The 23,564-nt window shown below is 37.7% G+C and carries 22 protein-coding genes; all 22 read left to right on the top strand.

Features of this window, described 5'->3' with window-relative positions:
* Position 1: 1 nt before the first annotated feature.
* The 22 genes from dnaK to glyS all read left to right on the top strand — a co-directional run bounded on the left by dnaK (position 2) and on the right by glyS (position 23,451).
* A complete protein-coding gene (dnaK, locus tag NYE61_RS03220; RefSeq protein WP_095307055.1) occupies positions 2-1,834 on the top strand; it encodes a molecular chaperone DnaK in 1,833 nt (610 codons plus the stop codon).
* 148 nt (positions 1,835-1,982) lie between these two features.
* Complete coding sequence (gene dnaJ / locus NYE61_RS03215; protein WP_095307054.1) at positions 1,983-3,110, top strand: molecular chaperone DnaJ; 1,128 nt, start codon at positions 1,983-1,985, stop codon at positions 3,108-3,110.
* Between the two features lie 113 nt (positions 3,111-3,223).
* Entirely contained in the window at positions 3,224-4,162 is a 939-nt protein-coding gene (gene prmA / locus NYE61_RS03210; protein ID WP_118889122.1) for a 50S ribosomal protein L11 methyltransferase, read from the top strand.
* A 31-nt stretch (positions 4,163-4,193) separates the two neighbouring features.
* Positions 4,194-4,964 carry a 16S rRNA (uracil(1498)-N(3))-methyltransferase gene (locus NYE61_RS03205; RefSeq protein WP_118889123.1) on the top strand — a complete coding sequence of 257 codons (771 nt, stop codon included), beginning with the start codon at positions 4,194-4,196 and terminating at the stop codon, positions 4,962-4,964.
* Complete coding sequence (gene mtaB, locus NYE61_RS03200) at positions 4,952-6,307, top strand: tRNA (N(6)-L-threonylcarbamoyladenosine(37)-C(2))-methylthiotransferase MtaB (RefSeq protein ID WP_095307050.1); 1,356 nt, start codon at positions 4,952-4,954, stop codon at positions 6,305-6,307. Before NYE61_RS03205 ends, mtaB begins: the two co-directional genes overlap by 13 nt.
* 23 nt (positions 6,308-6,330) lie before the next feature.
* Positions 6,331-7,002 (top strand): deoxyribose-phosphate aldolase, encoded by a 672-nt coding sequence (gene deoC / locus NYE61_RS03195; protein ID WP_303447262.1) that lies wholly within the window; start codon positions 6,331-6,333, stop codon positions 7,000-7,002.
* A gap of 155 nt (positions 7,003-7,157) precedes the next feature.
* Positions 7,158-7,334, top strand: a complete 177-nt coding sequence (gene rpsU, locus NYE61_RS03190) for a 30S ribosomal protein S21 (RefSeq protein ID WP_010650937.1) — start codon at positions 7,158-7,160, stop codon at positions 7,332-7,334.
* A gap of 15 nt (positions 7,335-7,349) precedes the next feature.
* Positions 7,350-7,796 (top strand): GatB/YqeY domain-containing protein, encoded by a 447-nt coding sequence (locus tag NYE61_RS03185; RefSeq protein ID WP_095307048.1) that lies wholly within the window; start codon positions 7,350-7,352, stop codon positions 7,794-7,796.
* A 436-nt stretch (positions 7,797-8,232) separates the two neighbouring features.
* Positions 8,233-9,576, top strand: coding sequence for a nodulation protein NfeD (locus tag NYE61_RS03180; RefSeq protein ID WP_118889125.1), 1,344 nt, complete (start codon positions 8,233-8,235; stop codon positions 9,574-9,576).
* Positions 9,577-9,610: 34 nt separating this feature from the next.
* Positions 9,611-10,603 (top strand): flotillin-like protein FloA, encoded by a 993-nt coding sequence (floA, locus tag NYE61_RS03175; RefSeq protein ID WP_095307046.1) that lies wholly within the window; start codon positions 9,611-9,613, stop codon positions 10,601-10,603.
* A gap of 143 nt (positions 10,604-10,746) precedes the next feature.
* Positions 10,747-11,268, top strand: a complete 522-nt coding sequence (locus tag NYE61_RS03170) for a hypothetical protein (protein ID WP_095307045.1) — start codon at positions 10,747-10,749, stop codon at positions 11,266-11,268.
* Between the two features lie 412 nt (positions 11,269-11,680).
* Entirely contained in the window at positions 11,681-11,962 is a 282-nt protein-coding gene (gene yqfC / locus NYE61_RS03165) for a sporulation protein YqfC (RefSeq protein WP_095307044.1), read from the top strand.
* A 25-nt stretch (positions 11,963-11,987) separates the two neighbouring features.
* Positions 11,988-13,217 carry a sporulation protein YqfD gene (yqfD, locus tag NYE61_RS03160; RefSeq protein WP_303447250.1) on the top strand — a complete coding sequence of 410 codons (1,230 nt, stop codon included), beginning with the start codon at positions 11,988-11,990 and terminating at the stop codon, positions 13,215-13,217.
* Positions 13,218-13,219: 2 nt separating this feature from the next.
* The gene (locus NYE61_RS03155; RefSeq protein WP_095307041.1) at positions 13,220-14,179 is read left to right on the top strand and encodes a PhoH family protein; all 960 of its coding nucleotides are present in this window, start codon (positions 13,220-13,222) and stop codon (positions 14,177-14,179) included.
* A gap of 255 nt (positions 14,180-14,434) precedes the next feature.
* Positions 14,435-16,567: an HD family phosphohydrolase gene (locus tag NYE61_RS03150; protein ID WP_303447246.1), complete on the top strand. Its 2,133-nt coding sequence runs from the start codon at positions 14,435-14,437 to the stop codon at positions 16,565-16,567.
* Positions 16,567-17,031 carry an rRNA maturation RNase YbeY gene (gene ybeY, locus NYE61_RS03145; protein WP_095307039.1) on the top strand — a complete coding sequence of 155 codons (465 nt, stop codon included), beginning with the start codon at positions 16,567-16,569 and terminating at the stop codon, positions 17,029-17,031. The genes NYE61_RS03150 and ybeY overlap by 1 nt, the downstream gene beginning before the upstream one ends.
* Positions 17,021-17,383: a diacylglycerol kinase family protein gene (locus NYE61_RS03140; protein WP_240033759.1), complete on the top strand. Its 363-nt coding sequence runs from the start codon at positions 17,021-17,023 to the stop codon at positions 17,381-17,383. The genes ybeY and NYE61_RS03140 overlap by 11 nt, the downstream gene beginning before the upstream one ends.
* A 428-nt stretch (positions 17,384-17,811) precedes the next feature.
* Positions 17,812-18,720, top strand: a complete 909-nt coding sequence (era, locus tag NYE61_RS03135; protein ID WP_095307037.1) for a GTPase Era — start codon at positions 17,812-17,814, stop codon at positions 18,718-18,720.
* Positions 18,721-18,958: 238 nt separating this feature from the next.
* Positions 18,959-19,099, top strand: coding sequence for a YqzL family protein (locus tag NYE61_RS03130; protein WP_095307036.1), 141 nt, complete (start codon positions 18,959-18,961; stop codon positions 19,097-19,099).
* A 184-nt stretch (positions 19,100-19,283) separates the two neighbouring features.
* Complete coding sequence (gene recO, locus NYE61_RS03125; RefSeq protein ID WP_095307034.1) at positions 19,284-20,027, top strand: DNA repair protein RecO; 744 nt, start codon at positions 19,284-19,286, stop codon at positions 20,025-20,027.
* A 460-nt stretch (positions 20,028-20,487) separates the two neighbouring features.
* The gene (gene glyQ, locus NYE61_RS03120) at positions 20,488-21,366 is read left to right on the top strand and encodes a glycine--tRNA ligase subunit alpha (protein ID WP_095307033.1); all 879 of its coding nucleotides are present in this window, start codon (positions 20,488-20,490) and stop codon (positions 21,364-21,366) included.
* On the top strand, positions 21,367-23,451 hold the full coding sequence (gene glyS, locus NYE61_RS03115) for a glycine--tRNA ligase subunit beta (RefSeq protein WP_303447242.1): 2,085 nt from the start codon (positions 21,367-21,369) through the stop codon (positions 23,449-23,451).
* The last annotated feature ends 113 nt before the right edge of the window (positions 23,452-23,564 follow it).

The raw sequence follows: 23,564 nt of genomic DNA, 5'->3' as shown, positions 1-23,564 counted from the left end.
TATGAGTAAAATTATTGGTATTGACTTAGGAACAACGAATTCATGTGTAGCAGTGATGGAAGGCGGCGAAGCGGTAGTTATTCCGAATCCGGAGGGGAACCGTACAGCTCCATCTGTTGTTGCATTTAAAAATGGTGAAAGACAAGTGGGGGAAGTTGCAAAACGTCAAGCAATTACAAACCCAAATACAATTCAGTCCATTAAACGTCATATGGGAACAGATTACAAAGTTAAAATTGAAGATAAAGAATATACACCTCAAGAAATTTCAGCTATTATTCTACAATATATTAAATCTTATGCAGAGGATTATATTGGTGAAAAGGTTGATAAAGCGGTAATTACTGTTCCAGCTTATTTTAATGATGCTGAGCGTCAAGCAACTAAAGACGCAGGTAAAATTGCTGGATTAGAAGTTGAGCGTATTATTAACGAACCGACTGCAGCAGCCTTAGCATATGGTATTGATAAAGATGATCAAGACCAAACAATTTTAGTGTATGACCTTGGTGGTGGTACATTTGACGTATCCATTCTAGATATTGGTGACGGTACATTTGAAGTAATTTCAACTGCAGGGGATAACCGCCTAGGTGGAGATGACTTTGATGATGTTATCATTAACTATATGGTAGAAGAATTTAGAAAAGAAAACGGAATTGACTTGTCGAAGGATAAAATGGCTACGCAACGTTTGAAAGATGCTGCAGAGAAAGCGAAAAAAGATCTTTCTGGTGTATCTCAAACACAAATTTCATTACCATTTATCACAGCTGGTGAAGCAGGACCGTTGCACTTGGAAATGAATTTAACACGTGCGAAGTTTGAAGAATTATCTTCTGATCTCGTTGAACGCACAATGATTCCAACTCGTAAAGCACTATCAGATGCAGGGTTATCAACAAATGAAATTCATAAAGTAATCCTTGTTGGCGGTTCAACTCGTATCCCAGCTGTTCAAGAAGCTATTAAAAAGGAAATTGGTAAAGATCCATCTAAAGGAGTTAACCCAGATGAGGTTGTAGCATTAGGTGCTGCAATTCAAGGTGGAGTATTGCAAGGTGACGTAAAAGACGTTGTCCTACTAGACGTTACACCACTTTCATTAGGTATTGAAACAATGGGATCTGTATTTACAAAATTAATTGAGCGTAATACAACAATTCCTACAAGTCATTCTCAAGTGTTCTCAACTGCTGCTGATAATCAAACAGCTGTTGATATCCACGTTCTTCAAGGGGAACGAGAAATGGCTGCAGATAATAAAACATTAGGACGTTTCCAATTAACGGATATCCCGCCAGCACCAAGAGGAATTCCGCAAATTGAAGTTTCCTTTGATATTGATGCAAATGGTATCGTTAATGTTCGTGCAAAAGATATGGGTACGAATAAAGAACAATCTATTACAATTAAATCATCTTCAGGTCTTTCAGATGAAGAAGTAGAAAAAATGGTACAGGACGCTGAAGAAAATGCAGAAGCTGATAAAAAGCGTCGTGAAGAAGTAGAATTACGCAATGAAGCAGACCAATTAATCTTTACTACAGATAAAACAATTAAAGATCTTGGAGATAAAGTTTCTGAAGAGGATAAGCAAAAAGCAGAGTCAGCAAAAGAAGAACTAAAAGCTGCAATTGAAGCGAATGATATCGATCAAATTAAAGAGAAGAAAGAAGCATTACAAGAACATGTACAACAGCTATCCGTAAAATTGTATGAGCAAATGCAACAAGATTCACAAGCTCAGCAAGGTCAGGAAGCAAATGATTCAAGTGATGATGTTGTTGATGCAGACTACTCTGAAGTTGAAGATGACAACGAAAAAAAGTAAGTAATGAATAAAGGATAGACCTAACCAAAAGTCAAAGTCAGGATTCTCTTGACTTTGACTTTTTTAAAGAAAATCATGATTTGCTATAAAGCAATCATTGATGATATGATAAAACCTATGCTATAGTGTGTCGGGAGAGTGAAGAAGGTTGAGCAAGCGAGATTATTATGATGTACTTGGAGTCGAAAAAGGCGCTTCAAAAGAAGAAATTAAAAAATCGTATCGGAAATTGGCAAGGAAATATCACCCAGATGTGAATAAAGCAGACGATGCTGCCGATAAATTTAAAGAAGCTAAAGAAGCATATGAAGTATTAGGTGACGATCAGAAACGTGCACAATATGATCAATTTGGTCATGCTGGAGCTAGTGGTCAGGGCTTTGGTGGTTTTGGCGGTGGAGCACAAGACTTCGGTGGCTTTGGCGATATATTTGATATGTTCTTCGGTGGCGGTGGTCGTACACGTGATCCAAATGCACCACAACAAGGAGCAGATTTGCAATATACGATGGTATTAGATTTTGAAGAAGCAATTTTTGGGAAAGAAACAGATATTACAATCCCTAGTGAAGAAGAATGTGATACATGTAACGGTTCTGGTGCTAAGCCAGGCACAAGCAAGAAAACATGTTCACACTGTAATGGATCTGGTCAATTGAATCAAGAACAGAACACGCCATTCGGTCGTGTTGTTAACCGTAGAGTATGTCATTACTGTAATGGAACTGGTAGTATCATTCCAGATAAATGTAATACATGCGGTGGAACTGGAAGCGTAAAAAAGAACAAAAAAATTCATATCAACATTCCTGCTGGTATTGATGAAGGTCAACAAATTCGCGTAACTGGAAAAGGTGAGCCAGGTAAAAACGGTGGACCTGCTGGTGATTTGTATGTTGTCGTTCAGATTAGACCACATGACTTCTTTATACGTGAAGGAGATCATATTTTCTGTGAATTGCCATTAACTATTACCCAAGCAGCATTAGGTGATGAAGTCGAAGTTCCTACTGTACACGGAAAAGTAAAACTGAAAGTGCCTGCTGGAACTCAAACCGGGAAAACCTTCCGTCTTAAAGGGAAAGGTGCACCGAATGTACGTGGACGTGGTCAGGGAGATCAGCATATTAAAGTGAAGGTAATGACTCCTACACAATTGACTGATAGACAAAAAGAACTGCTTCGTGAGTTCAATGAAATTGGTGGAAATGAATCTACTGATGAACAGGACGAAAATATTTTCCAACGTTTTAAAAAAGCGTTTAAAGGTGATTAACGATGCTGTTCAGCAGCATCGTCTACATAATTTTCAGGTGAGCATCTTGAAGGGTAAGAAGCACAGTATATATCCAAGAGAGTCACTATCCAATGAAATGGGTGAATAATATAATGAAATGGTCTGAAGTTTGTATTCATACGACAAATGAAGCAATTGAGCCGATTTCTAATATTTTACATGAAACGGGTGCAAGTGGATTAGTCATTGAAGACCCGCAGGATTTAATAAAAGTACGTGATAATGTTTATGGAGAAATTTATGATTTAGATCCAAATGCATATCCTGAAGAAGGTGTGCGAATCAAGGCTTATTTACCGATGAATAGCTTTCTCGGTGAAACGGTGGAACAAATAAAACAAGCCATCAATAATTTATTGATTTATGATATCGATCTAGGCAAAAACCATGTTTCCTTAAGCGAGGTTAATGAGGAAGAGTGGGCAACTGCGTGGAAGAAATATTATAAACCTGTGAAGGTTTCCCAAAAAATAACCATAACACCAACGTGGGAAGAGTATACACCAGTTTCCAGTGATGAAATCATTATTGAACTAGATCCTGGCATGGCTTTCGGTACGGGCACACATCCTACAACAGTGCTAAGCATGCAGGCGTTAGAAACCTATTTAACAAGTGATGATGCAGTTATCGATGTTGGTTGTGGCTCGGGTGTACTTAGTATTGCTGCTGCAAAGCTTGGCGCAAAAGAAGTCTATGCATATGACCTGGATGAAATAGCTGTAAAAAGTACACAGCAAAATGCAAAGCTAAATGGGCTTGATAACCAGATTGTTGTTGCTCAGAATAATTTACTTGACCACGTAAACAAACAAGTAAATGTCATTGTTTCCAATATACTGGCAGAAATTATCGTTCGTTTTGTGGACGATGCATGGGATAATCTTGTAAGTGATGGATTATTTATAACATCAGGAATTATTCAGAATAAGAAGCAACTCGTCAAAGATAAACTTACGGAACAAGGTTTCGAAATTATAGCTGTAAATGAGATGGAAGATTGGATTTCCATTGTAGCTAGAAAAAAATAAAAAAAGTGACATACATGAAGTGGGTGTGCAAATGCAAAGATATTTCGTTCCATCTTCTCATTTTCAAGACAAGCTAATTCGAATTACAGGTGATGATGTTCATCATATTACCCGTGTCATGCGATATAATATTGGGGATAAAATTATTTGTAATAGCGAATATGGTAAGGCTGCCCTCTGTCAGATTTCACAAGTAACAAGTGATGAAATTCAAGCTACAATTGAAACTTGGCTTGACGAAAATGCAGAATTACCAATTAATGTTACAATTGCTCAAGGTATCCCTAAAGGCGATAAATTTGATTTAGTCCTGCAAAAAGGAACGGAGCTTGGTGCGTATGCATTTATTCCATTTCAAGCTAAACGCTCGATAGCAATTTGGGATCAAAAGAAGGCAGAAAAAAAGCAACAACGATTTGAAAAAATCATTAAAGAGGCAAGTGAGCAAAGTCATCGTAATATAGTTCCTCATATGAAAAAACCAATGTCGATTGAGATGTTGATTGAAGAAAGCAAAAACTATCATGTGAAACTTTTTGCATATGAGGAAGAGGCAAGGGTTTCGAACCCTAATACTTTTGGTAATATAGTTAATAGATTTGAAGCTGGACAAAACATTCTAGTTTGTATCGGTCCAGAAGGTGGGTTTTCTGAGAAAGAGGTAAACATACTAAAAGAAAACGATTTTCTTCCCGTTCGGCTAGGTCCTAGGATTTTAAGAACAGAGACTGCCGCGCTTTATGCGCTCGCAAGCATATCGTATCATTTTGAAGAAATGAGGTGTTCGGAATGCCAACAGTAGCATTTCATACATTAGGCTGTAAAGTGAACCATTATGAAACAGAAGGAATTTGGCGGATGTTTATGGAAAAGGGCTATGAACGTGTTGATTTTGATCACGATTCAGATGTCTATGTTATTAATACCTGTACAGTTACCAATTCCGGAGATAAAAAGAGCAGACAAGTAATACGAAGAGCAATTCGGAAAAACCCGAATGCAGTTGTTTGTGTAACGGGCTGCTATGCTCAAACTTCACCAGGTGAGATTATGGAAATTCCTGGTGTCGACGTTGTAGTAGGAACACAGGAAAGAAAAAATATCTTTACGTATATTGAAGAACATCAAGAAACGAAAGAACCGGTTAATGGTGTTTCTAACATTATGAAAAACCGTGTGTTTGAAGAAATGGATGTACCTGTTTTTACAGACCGTACCCGAGCATCCTTGAAAATTCAAGAAGGCTGTAATAATTTCTGTACATTTTGCATTATCCCATGGTCACGTGGATTACTCCGTTCAAGAGAACCTGAGAATGTAATCAGACAAGCAGAGAAATTAGTGGAAGCTGGTTATAAAGAGCTTGTCCTCACTGGTATCCATACGGCAGGTTATGGTGAAGATATGAAGGATTATAACTTTGCAATGCTTCTTAGGGAATTGGAACAAGTAGAAGGATTGAAACGGATTCGTATTTCTTCCATTGAGGCAAGTCAAATTACAGACGAAGTGATTGATGTATTGGATAAATCAGAGAAAATTGTCAGGCATTTACACATTCCATTACAAGCTGGCTCTGATTCTGTTTTAGCAAGAATGCGCAGAAAATACTCAACAGCTTTCTATAAAGAGAAGGTAAGTAAAATTCGAAAAGCGTTACCTGGCTTGGCAATTACATCAGATGTTATTGTTGGATTCCCAGGCGAAACGGAAGAAGAATTTATGGAAACGTACAATTTTATAAAAGAGATTGGTTATTCAGAGCTTCATGTATTCCCGTTTTCAAGAAGAACTGGTACCCCAGCTGCACGTATGGATAATCAAGTAGATGATGAAGTGAAAGAAGAGCGTGTTCACCGCCTTATTTCATTGTCTGACCAATTAGCGAAAGAATATGCTTCCGGGTATGAGAATGAAGTTCTCGAAGTTATTCCGGAAGAGCGTATCCTGGACGAGAACCACCCTGAATTGCTTGTAGGTTATACAGATAATTATATGAAAGTGCAATTTGAAGGTACTGCAGACATGATTGGCAAGATTGTTCGTGTGAAAATCACGAAATCTGGATATCCATATAATGAAGGTACATTTGTTAGGGTTATGGAACATGCAACACATGCTGGTGAAAAGATAGTTAATCAATAACGTATTTAGAAAGGAAGTTTAAGGTGAGTAATAAATTAGCTAAATATATTGATCATACACAATTAAAGCCGGATACAACGAAGGAACAAATAAAGAAATTGGTTGAAGAAGCGAAGGAGTACGATTTTGCATCTGTATGTGTCAATCCGCATTGGGTTGCTTATTGCTTTGAGAACTTAAAAGAAACAACAGTAAAGGTTTGTACTGTAATTGGTTTTCCACTGGGAGCTAATTCAACGACTGTTAAAGCTTTTGAAACAGAACAAGCAATCAAAGACGGTGCAACAGAAGTGGATATGGTCATTAATGTTGGAGAATTAAAGTCTGGGAATGACGATCTTGTAAAAGCTGATATTCAAGCTGTTGTGAATGCGGCTAAAGGGAAAGCTTTAACAAAAGTAATCATTGAAACAGTTTTGTTAACTGATGATGAGAAAGTTCGTGCTTGTCAATTAGCAAAAGAAGCAGGTGCTGATTTTGTTAAAACTTCTACAGGCTTTGCAAGTGGCGGTGCAACGGTTGAAGATGTTCAACTGATGCGCGAGACAGTTGGTGCCGAAATGGGGGTTAAAGCATCTGGCGGTGTTCGTGATTTAGAAGGAATGAACGCAATGATTGAAGCAGGTGCAACCCGCATTGGTGCTAGTGCTGGAGTCGATATTATCAATGGAATTACAGGCACTGACGATTATTAATTCAGCAAAATTAGTAATAAAAGAAGTATTTACTAGTATAATTAGTTAAATAATCGTTGACCAGATTGTAGGAATATATTATACTTTAAAAAGGCATGAGAAGGTAGTCATGTCGGTATAAATTGGTTTTGTGCTTCGGAGGGAGGGAAATTAGCATGTCAAATACAACTCGCGTTCGTAAAAACGAGTCTCTTGAGGATGCTCTTCGTCGCTTCAAACGCAGTGTGTCAAAAAGTGGTACACTACAGGAATATCGTAAACGTGAACACTATGAGAAACCTAGTGTTAAACGTAAGAAGAAATCTGAAGCTGCTAGAAAGCGTAAATTCTAAAGAGGGTGCAAGCGTATGACGTTACTTGATCGATTGAACCAAGACATGAAGCAAGCTATGAAGAACAAGGATAAAGAAACGCTAAGCGTTATTCGCATGGTGAAAGCTTCTATCCAGAATGAATCGATTAAACTTAGTAAAGATACACTATCTGAGGACGAAGATCTAACAATTTTATCCAGAGAAGTTAAACAACGGAAAGATTCCCTCCAAGAATTTAAATCTGCTGGACGTGAAGATTTAGTTGAAAAACTTGAAAATGAATTGGTAATTTTACAAAAGTATTTACCGAAGCAACTTTCGGATGAAGAACTACTTTCAATTATCCAAGTAACGATTCAGGAAGTAAATGCTACATCAATGAAAGATATGGGTAAAGTGATGGGCGCTGTAATGCCTAAGGTTAAGGGCAAAGCAGATGGCTCTCAAATAAAAAAACTTGTACAACAAGAATTACAATAATAAGTTAAAGAATCTCAAGTCATTAGGCTTGGGATTCTTTTCTTGTTCGTAAGTAAACGAAAAAATTTGAATGCTGTGGATAACTTAGTTATCTAAACAGTTACGTCCAGCTCCAGCGCCCAACGACTAGAGCGAGACTTGCCTCACCTCCGTACGTCGCTAACCGGGCGCTTGCACTTTTATTCAATATGAAAATTATAAGCCTTTTAGAAATGTGGAAGATAAGCACCATCAAAGTTTCTCAATGGATAAGATTATGATAGTATCTAATTATGACATAACTCCTGTTAGAGAACTACTAGTCGCTAGGTCTTTGGTCGATACGTTGGTGCATTTGTGCAAATTGAAATGATGTATACTTTTCTATTTGCTAAAAATTGAAACCAATCCCATACCACTTCCGTATTAATTGATAACAGGCTGAGGGAGGTGAATAATGATGTCGAGGAAACGACTCAAACAATACATACTCATAATTGCAGCCATCTCCATAGCACTTATTTACCTTGTTTTGGATAATATTTCAATTGCTAGTGCCGAGGAACAAGGTGGTGGAAAGTCAGTTTATGTTATACCGATTGAACGAGAAGTAGAGCGTGGGCTAGAGGCTTTTTTAGAGCGCACAACTTCGGAAGCGGTTGAAGCTGGTGCCGATCATATTATTTTTGAAATTGATACTCCAGGCGGGAGGGTCGATGCAGCAGGTCAAATCGGTCAAATTATCCAGGGTCTACCAATCCCGACAACAGCATTTATCGTTAATGAGGCATTATCAGCTGGTTCTTATATCGCGTTATTTTCTGAAACCATTTACTTCAAGCCACATGCAACAATGGGTGCAAGCGGTGTGATTAATTCTGATGGTACAGCAGCAGATGAAAAAGCGCAATCAGCTTGGTTTGCGGCAATGAAAAGTGCTGCTGAATCTACTGGGAGAGATCCACTTTATGCATTAGCTATGGCCGATAGTAGTATTGACCTGCCTGAATACGGGGCACCTGAAGGAAGGTTTTTAACACTTGGCCCAGCAGATGCTGTAGAAGTCGGTTATGCGAATGGAATTGTGGATGATCGAGTGGAATTGCTGCATGAACTTGGTTTGTCGAATGCTTCCATAATTGAGACAGAACCGACTGTCGCAGAGGAAGTAGCACGATTTCTAACAAACCCAATTGTAATCCCAATTCTTCTATCTGTGGCAAGTCTTGGCTTAATCGTGGAATTGTATTCTCCTGGATTTGGAGTACCAGGAATAATGGGGATTGTTTCTTTATTATTATTTTTCTACGGTCATATCGTTGCAGGACTAGCAGGTATGGAAGCTGTCATACTACTAGTACTAGGTATTATTTTGATTGTAGCTGAATTTTTTGTCCCAGGTGGGATTTTAGGACTCCTTGGAATTGGTGCCATCATCGGTTCATTATTTATGTCAGGATACGATTTAGGTCATATGTCGATGAGTATCGGAATTGCATTTCTTGTTACGCTAATTGTTGCAATTATTCTTTTTAAACGAATTGGCATGGATAAAGGGGTTTTTCGACATATTATTCTTAGGGATAGTACTGCAACAGAGCAAGGATATGTATCATCCACAAATCGGTTGGAGTTAATCGGTATGGAAGGTATTACTGCCACCCCTTTACGACCATCGGGCATTGGAGAATTTGACGGTGAACGAATTGATATTGTCTCAGAAGGAAGCTTTATTGATCGTAATAAGTCTGTTAAAGTGGTAAGAGTTGAAGGAGTTCGTGTCGTAGTTAGAGAAGTATAATGCTGTACATGAAAATCATAAGGAGGAATTTTTAATGTCATTAACAGAATTAATGCCGCTTATTATTATTGCGGTAATCTTAATTGCAGTTGCAATTTTATTCACGTTTGTACCAGTGGCGCTATGGATTAGTGCTTTAGCTGCTGGAGTAAAGGTTAGTATTTTTACACTAATTGGAATGCGATTACGTCGAGTTGTTCCAAACCGTGTAATTAATCCTTTAATCAAAGCACATAAAGCAGGTTTAAACGTCAAAACAAACCAATTGGAAAGTCACTACCTAGCGGGTGGTAACGTAGATAGAGTAGTAAATGCTTTAATAGCTGCGCATCGTGCAAATATTGAGCTTCCATTTGAACGCGGGGCTGCTATCGACTTAGCAGGGCGTGACGTATTAGAAGCTGTTCAAATGAGTGTAAATCCGAAAGTAATTGAAACTCCATTTATTGCTGGTATCGCGATGGATGGTATCGAAGTAAAAGCACTTGCTAGAATTACTGTACGTGCAAACATTGATCGACTTGTCGGAGGAGCCGGGGAAGAAACAGTTATCGCTCGTGTTGGTGAAGGTGTTGTAAGTACAATTGGTAGTTCAGACACACATGCAAAAGTATTAGAAAATCCAGATTCGATTTCACAGACAGTATTAAGTAAAGGCCTTGATTCAGGAACAGCTTTTGAAATTCTGTCGATTGATATTGCCGACGTGGATATCGGTAAAAACATTGGAGCTATCCTACAGACAGACCAAGCTGAAGCTGATAAAAATATCGCACAGGCAAAAGCCGAAGAACGCCGTGCAATGGCGGTTGCTCAAGAGCAAGAAATGGTTGCAAGAGTTCAAGAGATGCGTGCGCATGTTGTGGAAGCTGAAGCAGAGGTTCCAAAAGCACTTGCCGAAGCATTACGCACAGGAAAAATGGGTGTTATGGATTATATGAATTATAAAAACATTGATGCTGATACTGGTATGCGTGATACAATTGGTAAATTAACTAAAGATAGCAGTGAAGATGATCAAAAATAATGTTCATCAATAAAAGCGGAAGTGCCCGGTTAGCGACGTACGGACTGCGCCCCGAACTTGGGGTGGTTCGACGAGTCGAACATTCCTACGAAGGCTAGTCGCTGGGCACTGGAGCTGGATCATGAAATTGAAGGAGGGGTCTGATGGGCTGGATTTTCGATAACCTCTTCATAATTATCATTATTATTTCAGGGATTATCGGCTTTTTTAACAACTCGAATGAGAAGCAGAAACAACAAGAAAAAGAGAAGAAAAAAGCACCTCCACAAAGGCCGGGAAGAACAGTGTCAGAAGGAACTCGAACTCCAGAACGCAAGCCGCAGCCTGTAGCAGAGCAAAGAGTATATCGTGAAGAAAGATCACGAGATACGGTTTCAACTGCCTCAATTGCAGAGCAGCAAAAGCAGCAAATGGAGAAGCTGGCTAGTAAGTATAGCACTATTTCAAATTCAAAAATTGAGGATTTGAAGTCACAGGCGGATAGTGGAAGTATTTTACTTGAGCCTGAGAAGGAAACAAGTAAAAAACAAGAAAGACTGAAGAAACAAGTAGTTGGCAATCTTGGTGCAAAAGGATTAGTTAATGGCATTATCATGTCTGAAATACTAGGACCACCGAGAGCTAAAAAGTCATATAAAAATGTTTTAGACGATCGAATCAAATAAGTTGAATCTTAACCACTGCTACATAAGCTTAATTGCTTATATAGCAGTGGTTTTTTATGATTTTATCTCATTTGCAAGGAAACTGCGACGAAACTTACAAATATGTGCAATAATACCCCTCCGAGATTGCTACGGGCGAATGCTTTCCGTGGGCAGGTGTCTGAAGCCTCATCCGGACTAGTTAGTGAAAAGTACTGTTTCTGTTTCAATCAACTATGTTAGTGAAAATCAGTGAGCCCATTCTGGCGTAGTGTTTCCACAGCGGATAAATCCACAATTCCTCAATGCACATTAGTGTGAAGTTTATATTTTATATAAATCATCAGACCACATAAAACCCACTTTTTTATCAAGCATTTTGTTCTTATGTATTAAGCACCTTCATACATATGTATGTGAGGGGGGATCATCATTGGCTAAATGGCAACAAAGATTACGCACCTTGTTAACAGAACAATTCTCTCTTCCTTCTGATATAATCCTTGAAATGCCTAGAATTACGGTAATTGGAAACATACACATATACATTGAAAACCATCAAGGCTTGGCTGTATATTCCGAAAATGAACTAAAGTTAAAAACCAATAATGGCTATGTTCAAATTAGGGGTACTTCCTTTGTGCTAAAAATGATGCTTCCTAAAGAAATATTACTCGAAGGAACTATTTCTGAAGTGAAATTCTTAGGAAACTAAAGCCTTGAACAAGAGGAGGATACAATTGAAGCATTTAAATAGTAAAGTAGTAACTGGCTATGTAACAATTCTAGTAAAAGGTACAGCTCCTGAGATGTTTTTTCAAAAATGTGCGAATGCTGGAATTTCAGTTTGGGATGTAAAAAAAAGAGACACCGATTTATGTGAAGGTAATATAAAGCTCTCCGATATCAAACAAATGAAACATATCAGAAGGAAAACAATTTATAAAATTACGTTTACTGGTAAGAACGGTTATCCATTTTTAATTAGACGATTTTTAAAAAAGAAGCCATTGGTACTTGGGTTATTTTTCAGTGTACTTCTCTTCTTTTTTTTATCGAATATTATTTGGGAAGTTAAAATTAGTGGTGTTCCAAAAGATATTGAAGAAAAGATAGACAAGCAGTTAGTTAGTTACGGAATTCATCCAGGGGCTTGGCTTTTCTCCCTGGATCCTCCAACAGCGATTCAACAAAAACTAATGAAGGATGTGCCTGAACTTCTTTGGGCTGGCGTGGATCAAAAAGGGACAACCTTCTATTTAGAGGGAGTAGAAAAGGTTGTCGTTGAAGAATCGGATCCAAAACAACCCCGAAATTTAGTTGCTGCGAAAAAAGGCGTTATTACAAATTTATATGTATCAAAAGGAACCTCTCATGTACAAGTGAATGATTATGTGGAACCTGGTGATCTCTTGGTTTCTGGAATATTGAAAGGACAAGTGGTAGAAGACGAAGAAAATGAATCGGAAGAACGACAGGAACAAGCTAAAGAGCTAGTGGCTGCTGAAGCTGAAATTACAGCAAATACCTGGTATGAGGTTTCCGTTACGGTACCGCTTGAATTTAATTATGAAGAGATAACAGGAAACCAAAAAAAGAAATATTATCTTAAAACAGGAGAATTTCAGTTACCAATTTGGGGATTTGGAGAGCCTGATTATAAAGAAATTCATCGAGAATCAAATGGTAATAACCTACGTTTTTTTAAATGGGAGCTCCCGATAGAAATTGTTGAAACCATTTTAAGTGAGAAGACGTATAATAAAGTGAGCCGAACAAAAGAAGAAGCTATTGAAGCAGGAATTGATCAAGCTATTATTCAACTACAAAATGAACTAGGTGCTGAGGCAACAATATTGTCTGAAAAAGTTTTGCATGAAAGTATCGAGCATGGTAAAGTAAACTTAACCCTATTTGTTTCAGTTGAAGAAAATATTGTAAGAGTAGAACCATTAAATCAAGGAGACTGATTATGCCAGGTAACTTAATTGAAATTGAATTGCATTTAACAGGTACGAATGAAGCGCTCGCATTATTCGGCATAAACGATAAGCATCTGAAGCAGCTAGAAAATCTTTTAAACGTGTCCATCGTATCTCGTGGAGAAGCTGTTCGAGTTTCTGGTTCGGAGGAAGCGATTGCGCTTGTCCAAGAAATTCTTCTCACTCTTTTATCGGTTATTAGAAAAGGGCAAACCATTTCTGAACGAGATGTCGTTTACGCTGTTGACTTAGCAAAAAAAGGTGAAATTAAACAACTAGAAGCGCTTTTCGAAGACGAAATTACGAAAAATGTAAAAGGCAAATCAATTCGTGTAAAAACGCTTGGTCAAAAAAACTATATCGCTGCGATTAAGGCGAATGACCTTGTCTTTGGAATCGGTCCAGCCGGAACCGGTAAAACATATCTCGCTGTAGTAATGGCAGTGCATGCATTAAAAAATGGACTTGTTAAACGAATTATTCTAACACGCCCGGCTGTAGAAGCTGGTGAGAGCCTCGGATTTTTACCTGGGGACTTAAAGGAAAAAGTAGATCCTTATTTACGTCCTCTATATGATGCCCTTCATGATGTGTTAGGGGCGGAACATACACAGCGTTTGATCGAGAGAGAGACAATTGAAATTGCGCCACTTGCTTACATGCGTGGACGGACGCTGGATGATGCATTCGTTATTTTAGATGAAGCGCAAAATACAACACCAGCCCAAATGAAGATGTTTTTAACCAGATTGGGCTTTGGCTCAAAAATGGTTATCACTGGTGATATTACCCAAATTGATTTGCCTAAAGGGGTTAAATCGGGTTTGCATATTGCACAGCAGCTATTAGCTTCTATAGAGGGAATCTCATTGATACATTTGAATCAAACGGATGTTGTAAGGCATCCACTAGTTCAACGTATCATTGCAGCATATGAAACTGAAAACTAGAAATAGAATAAAACAGGAAAGACCCTAGGCTATACGGGTCTTATTTCTGTATAGATGCTTCATAAAGTGAAACCCCGTAAAGTAGCGTTTCACTTTCCTCCCCATTGCTTGTTAGAAATACAAGGGAATGAGCTAAAGACCATTAAACAGAATAAGGAATTCACTGGACTGTTTCCCCCGGCCTTTACATATTTGGTTTCTAAAATTAGAGCGGAGATACAGTACGTTGATGCGTGATAAATTGGGGTGATACGAATGAAAGAGCGGATAAGTAAAAAGCTCGAGTCGTTAGGGAAAAAACATAGTTGGCTATTCATATTATTACCAGTAGTTTTATTAGGTGTCTTTTTCTTTTTTATAACGCTAAATAATGTTCAAACAGAAATCTACGATATTGAACGATTCAGTAATGCAAGTGAAACGATTCGTTCTCCTATCACAATTGAGAATGAACAAGAAACGGAACGGAAAACAAGGGAGACCGTCCAATCTGTGCAAGATAGATATAGCATATCCAATGAAGTTACGATGGAGCAAGTAAGTTTTGTGGAGGAAATATTTGACGGTATTTTCAAACTAGAAGAAGAAAGTGAAGGTAGGCGTGATGAAGAGGAAACACCTGCACCTCTTACAGATCAAGAAAAAGTAATCCAATTAAAGCAAATTTTATCTGATGAAATAAGCAACTCTGTAAAAGACGGTACATTAATCCACCTTTTACAATTCAGTGAAGACGAATTGGATGCGGGAAAAGAGATACTGGCAGAAGCACTTGAGGAAACATTAAACAATGGTGTACGTACAGAGAATTTGGAAACTGCAAAGGCAAATGTCAATCAGTATATTGAATACGCGGATATAGAAGAAACGTTGAAGGAACCATTAATGGAGCTCACAAATTTTGCTGTGGTTGAAAATTCTTTTTTTGATGTGGAAAAAACCTCAGAGGCAAGAAAAGAGGCTGCAAGCAGTGTTGATCCAGCTATGATTCGTGCTGGTGAGGTAATTGTTAGAGAAGGACAAACGATAACGAATGAAATTTATGAAAAGCTGGATCTTGTTGGATTGCTGGACGAGCAGAGTAATATTTATCCAGTAATCGGGCTTGCATTGCTTATTATCATGATTTGCAGCTTTATAACTATAGAGATGCATCACCTATCCAAGCAAAATAAATGGAGCTTGGAAAAAATGCTTGCAATCTTTTTTATTAGCATGATTGTCGTTTCTTTAATGAAGATAATTAGTGTTTATACAACACAGTCCAACCAGCTTTTTTTCGTTACCCCAATTGCCACGGGGGTTATACTAATTAAAATGTTAATCAATGAAAGATTAGCTATTGTGATGTCTATACTTTATGCTATTTTAGGAAGTGTTATATTTAATGGGCAAATAGCAGGTTCTTTAAATGTGGAAGCTGGGATTTACTTCCTTGTCAGTCAATTAGCTGGGATTATCTTTTTAATGAATGTGAAGGATAGACTAACCATTTTAAAGACTGGGCTTGGGGTAGCTCTTGTCAATATTGTTACTGTATTACTATTTTTATTTCTTTCCTTTGAAAAATATTCCTGGTTTGACCTTTTTGTACATACAAGCTTCGGACTAACGTCAGCAATTCTAGCAACAGTATTAGCTATTGGTTTACTTCCATTTTTCGAAACGATACTTGGAATTCTTTCAGATATAAAATTATTACAGCTTTCTAATCCAAATCAACCACTTTTGAAAAAATTATTAACAGAATCACCTGGAACTTACCATCATTCAGTTATGGTTGCAAACATAAGCGAAACAGCTTGTGAAGCGATTGGTGCAAACGGATTGCTGGCTAGAGTTGGTGCCTATTATCATGACTTAGGTAAAACGGCCCGACCACATTATTTTATAGAGAATCAATTATCTGTTCGGAATCCCCATGATTTTATCGATCCGAAAAAAAGTGCCGAGATTATTATACGACACCCATATGACGGAGCTGAATTGTTAAATAAGCATAAAATGCCTAAAGAAATTATTGATATTGCCAAACAACACCATGGCACATCCTTATTGAAATTCTTCTATTATAAGGAGAAGGAAAAGAATCCGGATGTGGAAGAATCCGTTTTTAGGTATCCGGGACCTAAGCCGCAAACAAAAGAAGCAGCTATTATTTGTATTTGTGACTCGGTTGAAGCAGCAGTCCGATCCTTAGAAGAGCCTACAACCGAAAAAATTGAAGATATCGTAGCCTCCATCGTAAAGAGTCGACTCGCTGATGGACAATTAGATGAAAGTCCTTTAACATTAAAGGAGCTACATGTTATTCACCGAACCATTATTGAATCGTTAAAAGGAATATTTCATTCCAGAATTCAATATCCATCGAAGGAGGCAAAATAATGTACATTGATTTTCATGATGAAACAAATACTGTGACAAGTGACTATGTTGATTTATTAGAACGTTTACTTCAATTCGCAGCTGACAAAGAGGGTATATCTAAAGAAGCGGAAATGTCCGTTAATTTCGTTGATAATAAAGAGATCCAAGCGCTTAACCGTAATTATCGCGGGAAAGATGCACCTACCGATGTTATTTCTTTTGCGATGCAGGAATCGGTTGAAGGGGAGATTGAAATAGTTGGTGAGGATATGCCGTTAGCACTTGGAGATATAGTTATTTCCGTAGATAAGGCGAAGGAGCAAGCAACCGAATATGAGCATTCCTATGAAAGAGAACTTGCATTTTTGACGCTACACGGTTTCTTGCACTTGTTGGGATATGACCATATGAATAAATCAGATGAAGCGAAAATGTTTAAAAGACAAGAAGAAATACTAGGTGCGTTCGGAATTGAAAGATAAGAAACGTAAAATTGGATTTAATTATGCCTGGAACGGGATCAAGGAGATCGCGCAAACAGAACGTAATTTTAGAATACATTTGTTAGCAACGTTATTGACAATAACTGCCGGGTTTCTATTTAAGCTAACAATGGTAGAGTGGGCTATTATTGTTCTAACCATTGGACTGGTACTTATGGCAGAGGTAACGAATACCGCTATTGAGAAGCTTATTGATTACTTAAGACCGGAGATACATCCTGCAGCTAAAATAATAAAAGATGTTGCTGCTGGTGCTGTATTAATTGCCGCTATTATTGCTGCGGTTATTGGATTGCTTATATTTTTGCCAAAATTGTATAATTTTTTCTAGAAGAGGCCGGGATATAACGAAAGTGTTTAACTTTAAAGGCGAACCGTGCACAAACTTAGTGACATAGACTTCTGCGAGAGAGAAGGTGATAGGTGAGACACCGAAGTGCGATAGCACAGGGGGCTCACCAGTTACCTCTAAATGTGTGAAGTGTATTTCTAGAGTTGGTTGTTCGTATTTTTCCTATGTTAAAATACTTTTGCCCCAGCCTCTTCTTTTTGGCGTGTTTTACTTTCATATAATACGGGTAAGAGAAGGTTAAGTTTACATATTTTTATGTTAATCTTTGCATTTGGAATTTATTGTGGTACTTTAGGTGAAAAGATAATCTTTTTAAAGCTTTTGTCGATTGAATGAAAGCTTGCATTATTTGTAGTATTATAATGTAAAGAATCACATATCAAAGAAATCGTCGCGGAGGACACAGCATGGAAACAAATCATCAGTTTAAATCAGGATTTATTACAATAATTGGAAGACCCAATGTTGGTAAGTCAACATTTATGAATCGTGTTATAGGGCAAAAGATTGCTATTATGAGTGATAAGGCACAGACAACCAGAAATAAAATCCAAGGTGTGCTTACAACGGAGGATGCACAGCTTATATTTATCGATACCCCGGGGATTCATAAACCGAAGCATCGACTGGGCGATTTTATGGTAAACGTAGCAGAAAGTACACTTAATGAAGTGGATGCTGTTTTGTTTATGATTAATGCAAAGGAAGGTTATGGAAAAGGTGATCAGTATATTCTAGATCGTTTGCAAAAAGTAAATAGCCCAATCTTCTTAATCATTAATAAGATAGATTTGGTTCATCCCGATGAATTACTGGCATTGATTGATCAGTATAAAGATAAGTGTAAATTTGAAGAAATTATTCCAATTTCTGCCTTGGAAGGAAACAATGTAAATCATTTAGTCGATGTTCTGAAAAGTCACATACCTGAAGGTCCTCAATACTATCCAGAAGATCAAGTAACCGACCATCCGGAACGCTTTATTATTGCTGAACTAATTCGGGAAAAAGTATTGCATTTAACAAAAGAAGAGGTACCTCATTCGATTGCAGTTGCAATTGAAAATATCGAAAAAAGAGAGCAAGAGAAGCTGCTCGTTCAAGCAACAATTATTACAGAAAGAAGCACACAAAAGGGTATTTTAATTGGTAAGCAAGGAAGTATGCTTAAAAATATTGGGAAAAATGCCAGGAAAGATATTGAAGCTTTACTGGGCTCTAAAGTATACTTAGAGCTTTGGGTTAAGGTTAAGAAAGATTGGCGGAATAGACAAAGTCAACTGCTTGAATATGGCTATCGCAGTGATGAGTACTAAATAAATACTCGAAAAGAGGATAAAAAGGACTGAGGTCTGTTATGGTTGCAATCTCCATAGCAACACTAATAATGCATCTGACGTTGCAGATTTTCAGCACTTGACGTGTCATTTTTACCGGGCATTTTGAACAACCTTTAAACTTGGTAATTTTTAATACTAATGAATTTCAGCTAAAGTGCCACTCTAAATAGTAAGTTACATTTTCATTAAACATTAAAGAAAGGTGGGGTTTCTTGTGATCGAACTAACGTGGAAAATATTTAGTCAGACAGGAAACATTGAAACCTATTTATTATTAAAGGAAATAGAAAATGCAACATCGCAACAAGAGTTTGGACAGACTGAAACAGAAGTAACACTAGATGCAAAAATATAACATTATCGAATACCATGAAGGTTTGAACTGAAGGAATGGTTGTGTGAGTAAATAGGCTGACAGAACCATTCCACCAATGAGAAGCAATAATCAATAATCTTAACCGAAGCTTTCATCTTCATAGGAGGAGATGAAATAATCTGCATCTGTGGTTCTTTTTGTACAAGAAAAAGGGTGAAGCTGTGTGCTAGAGAAAATAGATGGAATCATCATTAAAACAAGGGATTATGGAGAAACCCATAAGCTTGTAACAATCCTTAGTAAAAACATTGGAAAATTCACAGCGCTTGCTAGAGGAGCTAAAAAACCAAAAAGTAGGATGGCTGCGGTTATACAGCCGTTTATACGCGCTCAACTATTTGTATATGTGAATCAAGGCTTGAGCACGATTCAGCAAGGAGAAATCGTTAATTCCTTTCGTCCAATTCGGGAGGATATTGTTAAAACCGCTTATGCAGCTTATATGACAGAGCTTACAGATAAATTACTGGATGAAAAAAGTCCAGATCCATACCTGTTTGATCAATTTGTTCAAACCATGACTTGGATATCTGAAAATGAAGAGGCCGAGATACCATTAATGATGTATGAGTTGAAGTTATTCGAAAAAGGAGGATTTGCTCCTACTGTTGACCGTTGTACCAATTGTGGCAATCGACAAATGCCATTCGCATTTTCAATTGCTGAAGGTGGAATGCTCTGTACCCGCTGCAGGTACATTGATGGGGAGGCAATCGGGCTTCCAGATACGATCGCTAAATTACTTTTTATGTTTTCATCAGTTGGTTTAGAACGTATCGGAACTATCTCCATCAAGCCAGAAAATAAGGAGCTTCTTCGAAATTTATTAAATGCATATTATGATCAATATGGTGGATTTTATTTAAAAACAAGGAAATTTCTAACACAGCTTGACAAATTAATGTAGCTAACGATTGACAGAATGAAAAGGATAAAGTATGATTTTTACATATTTCAATATTAAATAATGATTTGCGAAGATGGAGATAAGTACCAGTTCCAATTCTATTTAAAGCGAGTCCAGGATAGTGTGAGCTGGATAACTAGATGTCTGGGAAAGGAACTCCTGAGCAAAGAAAATAAAGTGGCTCTAATACAGATTGTTCAAAAAGGCAGATGAAAATGACACAACATAAGGGTGTTGATCTTTGACTAAGACGAAACTATCAACACGTTCTGTGTCGAGTATCGAAGTCATCACAACTTGTGGAAGCTTGCAGGCTTGCTATTCATCCTTTTTTGAACACGCAATTATATGGAGCAAATAGGGTGGAACCGCGGTAAAAACCGTCCCTATGTCTATAACATGTAGACATAGGGACGGTTTTTTAACGTTTTAAGATTAATGAATCTGGAGGTAAATTTTAATGAATATCCAAGAAATGATTTTAACATTACAAAAGCATTGGTCAGATCAAAATTGTATTTTGATGCAAGCGTATGATACGGAAAAAGGAGCAGGAACGATGTCACCAATGACATTATTACGCAGTCTTGGACCAGAACCATGGAATGTTGCTTATGTAGAGCCATCAAGAAGGCCTGCAGATGGACGATATGGTGAAAATCCAAACCGTTTGTATCAGCATCATCAATTTCAAGTGATTATGAAGCCATCTCCAGCTAATATTCAACAACTCTACTTAGATTCTTTAGTAAAGCTTGGAATTAATCCGCTTGAACATGATATTCGCTTTGTCGAGGATAATTGGGAAAATCCCACATTAGGTGCTGCTGGACTCGGTTGGGAAGTATGGCTTGATGGTATGGAAATAACCCAATTCACATATTTCCAGCAAATCGGTGGACTTGAAGCAAATCCAGTAACCGTCGAAATAACTTATGGAATTGAACGTCTTGCTTCCTACATCCAAGATAAGGAAAATGTGTTTGATTTAGAATGGAATAACGGTGTAACGGTGCGTGATATCTTTTATCAGCCGGAGTTCGAGCATTCCAAATATACGTTTGAAGAATCTGATACTGAAATGCTCTTCCAGCTGTTTTCTATGTATGAGAAAGAAGCAGAGAGCACGATGAATAAAGGACTTGTATTTCCTGCATATGATTATGTTTTAAAATGTTCGCATACCTTTAACTTACTTGATGCCAAAGGTGTTATATCTGTGACTGAACGGACTGGTTACATCTCACGAATCCGCAACTTAGCCCGCAGTATCGCCAAAACCTATGTTGCAGAACGTGAGAAGTTAGGATTTCCAATGCTTGAAAAGGAGGAAAATTAAATGGCAAGAGATGTATTATTTGAAATCGGACTAGAAGAGCTACCTGCACGATTTATCGATGATGCAGAGCAGCAATTATTATCAAAAACAGAAGCGTGGTTAAAAGGACTTCGAATTCCTTTCGGCTCGATTACTTCATTTGCAACACCGAGACGTTTAGCTGTCTATATTCACGAAATGGAAGAATTCCAAACAACAATTGAGGAAGAAGCTAAGGGGCCTGCTGAGAAAATCGCTAAAGATGAAAATGGCGATTGGACAAAAGCAGCTATTGGTTTTACAAGAGGCCAAGGGAAAACACCTGACGATATTTATACGAAAGAGATTAAAGGTATATCCTATATTTTTGTGAAAAAGCATATCGAGGGGAAGCCTGTTCAAGAATTGCTTCCTGATTTCAAAGCAATACTAGAGTCGATTCAATTTGGCAAAAATATGCGCTGGGCAAAAGAAACACTTCGTTATGCCCGTCCGATTCGTTGGCTTGTTGCATTATTCGGGAGCGAAGTTATTCCGTTTGAAATCACTAGCGTACAAACAAGCAATATAACATATGGTCATCGTTTCTTAGGGAAAGAGATCCGTTTAGCTACAGCTTCTGAATACGAGTCTTCCTTGCTTGACAATTATGTAATTGTAAATCCTAAAAAACGTGAGGAAATGATTATTGAAGGTATTAAAACACTGGAAGAGGCCAATAATCTGTTGATTCCGGTTGACGCTGATTTACTAAATGAAGTAAGGAACCTTGTTGAATATCCAACAGTATTCATAGGGGCATTTGAAGAAGGTTTTCTGAATTTACCATCAGAGGTTCTCATTACTTCTATGAAAGAACACCAACGGTATTTTCCTGTAACAGCTACAGACGGGCAATTATTAGCACGTTTTGTTGGGGTTCGCAATGGAGATGTACATGAACTTGCGACTGTAATTCGAGGAAATGAAAAAGTTCTCCGTGCACGATTAGCAGATGCAGAGTTTTTCTTGGAAGAAGACCTTAAACAATCCATTGATTTTTATCAGAAAAAATTAGAACGTGTTGTTTTCCAGAAAGAATTAGGAACGATTCATGATAAAGTGGAGCGAGTTGTTCATATAAGTACAAAGATAACAGATTTAATTGGACTCGATGGTGATCAAAAGGAAAAAGTAGTAAGAGCTGCAACAATAAGTAAATTTGATCTTATGACAAATATGGTTAATGAATTTACTGAACTACAGGGAATTATTGGCGAAAAATACGCACTTCATTTTGGTGAGGATTCACTTGTTGCTGAAACAATACGCGAGCATTATTTACCAAAGCAAGCAAATGGAGAGCTTCCTAAAACATTAATTGGTTCGATAGTAAGTATTGCCGATAAGCTGGATACAATTGTGGGCTGTATCTCTATAGGTTTAGTTCCAACGGGTTCCCAGGATCCGTATGGACTTCGCAGACAAGCAACAGGTGTATTACGTATCATAGCTGATAGAAAATGGGATATTTCACTGGAAACCCTGCTAGAGATTGTTACTTCTTTATATCAAACATTAGATATCGAGCTGGAAAACCAAGAAAAGGTAGCGATAGAGCTTAAAGAATTTTTCCAACTTCGCGCATCTTATTTGCTTAAAGAATTAAATGTCGAGCAGGATGTGATTAATGCGGTTGTACATCGCGCAATAGGAAACTTTGATTATACAATTGCAAAGGCAAAACTTTTATCTGAAAAGCGTAATGATGAAAACTTTAAGCATATCCAAGAGGCATTAGTTCGAGCCCTTAATTTATCTGATAAAGCAGAGGGTACAACTGTACGCACAGAACTATTTCAAACAGAATCTGAAGTAGCTCTATTTTCGCAATATAACGTGGTTCGCGACACATTCAATACGTACAATAAGCAAAAAAATGCGGTTAAGGCATTAGCAGGCTTAGAGGAATTAGCTATTCCAATCCATACATTCTTTGACAATAATATGGTAATGGCAGATGAAGAGGATATACGTACGAATCGTCTTTCGCTTATCAATGTACTTTCTATGTTGATTAAAGAATATGCTGATCTACGATTAATACAATGGAAACAGCACTTTTAAGCACAAGAGCGGAAGCGCCCGGTTAGCGACGTACGGACTGCGCCCCGAACTTTGGGGTGGTTCGACGAGTCGAACATTCCTACGTAGAAGATAAAGGAAACATGCCCCATTAG

Source organism: Oceanobacillus sp. FSL W7-1304, assembly GCF_037969805.1.
In the GTDB taxonomy this organism is placed as follows: Bacteria; Bacillota; Bacilli; order Bacillales; family Amphibacillaceae; genus Oceanobacillus; species Oceanobacillus profundus.
Note: the sequence above shows the minus strand (reverse complement) of the source record. Positions and strands in the feature narration are given on the sequence as shown.

Excerpts from the sequence above, each read along its gene's own strand:
- glyS (WP_303447242.1), top strand. The coding sequence starts at position 21,367 with ATGGCAAGAGATGTATTATTTGAAATCGGACTAGAAGAGCTACCTGCA.
- rpsU (WP_010650937.1), top strand. The coding sequence starts at position 7,158 with ATGTCAAATACAACTCGCGTTCGTAAAAACGAGTCTCTTGAGGATGCT.
- dnaK (WP_095307055.1), top strand. The coding sequence starts at position 2 with ATGAGTAAAATTATTGGTATTGACTTAGGAACAACGAATTCATGTGTA.
- NYE61_RS03170 (WP_095307045.1), top strand. The coding sequence starts at position 10,747 with ATGGGCTGGATTTTCGATAACCTCTTCATAATTATCATTATTATTTCA.
- mtaB (WP_095307050.1), top strand. The coding sequence starts at position 4,952 with ATGCCAACAGTAGCATTTCATACATTAGGCTGTAAAGTGAACCATTAT.
- glyQ (WP_095307033.1), top strand. The coding sequence starts at position 20,488 with ATGAATATCCAAGAAATGATTTTAACATTACAAAAGCATTGGTCAGAT.
- ybeY (WP_095307039.1), top strand. The coding sequence starts at position 16,567 with ATGTACATTGATTTTCATGATGAAACAAATACTGTGACAAGTGACTAT.
- era (WP_095307037.1), top strand. The coding sequence starts at position 17,812 with ATGGAAACAAATCATCAGTTTAAATCAGGATTTATTACAATAATTGGA.
- NYE61_RS03155 (WP_095307041.1), top strand. The coding sequence starts at position 13,220 with ATGCCAGGTAACTTAATTGAAATTGAATTGCATTTAACAGGTACGAAT.
- prmA (WP_118889122.1), top strand. The coding sequence starts at position 3,224 with ATGAAATGGTCTGAAGTTTGTATTCATACGACAAATGAAGCAATTGAG.
- NYE61_RS03185 (WP_095307048.1), top strand. The coding sequence starts at position 7,350 with ATGACGTTACTTGATCGATTGAACCAAGACATGAAGCAAGCTATGAAG.
- NYE61_RS03180 (WP_118889125.1), top strand. The coding sequence starts at position 8,233 with ATGATGTCGAGGAAACGACTCAAACAATACATACTCATAATTGCAGCC.
- floA (WP_095307046.1), top strand. The coding sequence starts at position 9,611 with ATGTCATTAACAGAATTAATGCCGCTTATTATTATTGCGGTAATCTTA.
- NYE61_RS03205 (WP_118889123.1), top strand. The coding sequence starts at position 4,194 with ATGCAAAGATATTTCGTTCCATCTTCTCATTTTCAAGACAAGCTAATT.
- NYE61_RS03150 (WP_303447246.1), top strand. The coding sequence starts at position 14,435 with ATGAAAGAGCGGATAAGTAAAAAGCTCGAGTCGTTAGGGAAAAAACAT.